The following is a 380-nucleotide window of genomic DNA, read 5'->3' on the forward strand; positions in this document are numbered from 1 at the left end:
CCGCGGCCGGCCACGCACAATTCACCGGCAATGCCTTCCGGCTGCACCTGATCGCCGTCGCCGAGAATATAAGCTCTCGTATTGGCAATCGCCCGTCCGATCGAAAGCGATCCTTCCTCAGGATTGATGACGCCGCTTGTCGCGACGACGGTGTTTTCCGTCGGGCCGTAGTTGTTGACGATCGTGTACGGCTGTTTCACCGCCCGCTTCAGCTTGTCACCTCCGACGAGAAGCATGCGGAGAGAGGTATTTTCCAGCTCCATAAATTGTTCGGCCAGCTGCGTCGGCAGGAAGGTGATGGTCACGCCGTTCTCCTCGAAATAGTGATTTAAGCGGGTGATATCCAGCCGGATCGCCTCGTCAATGACGTGAAGCTCCGC

At 57.9% G+C, this 380-nt stretch carries 1 protein-coding gene; it reads right to left on the reverse strand.

All coding sequences use genetic code 11. The features are described from left to right. Positions 1-380, reverse strand: a 380-nt coding sequence (locus G9F48_RS19325) for an AMP-binding protein (RefSeq protein ID WP_165409979.1), incomplete at both ends; no start/stop codon positions are given.

The organism is Bacillus sp. EKM420B, from assembly GCF_011065565.1.
Taxonomy (GTDB): domain Bacteria; phylum Bacillota; class Bacilli; order Bacillales; family Bacillaceae; genus Bacillus; species Bacillus velezensis.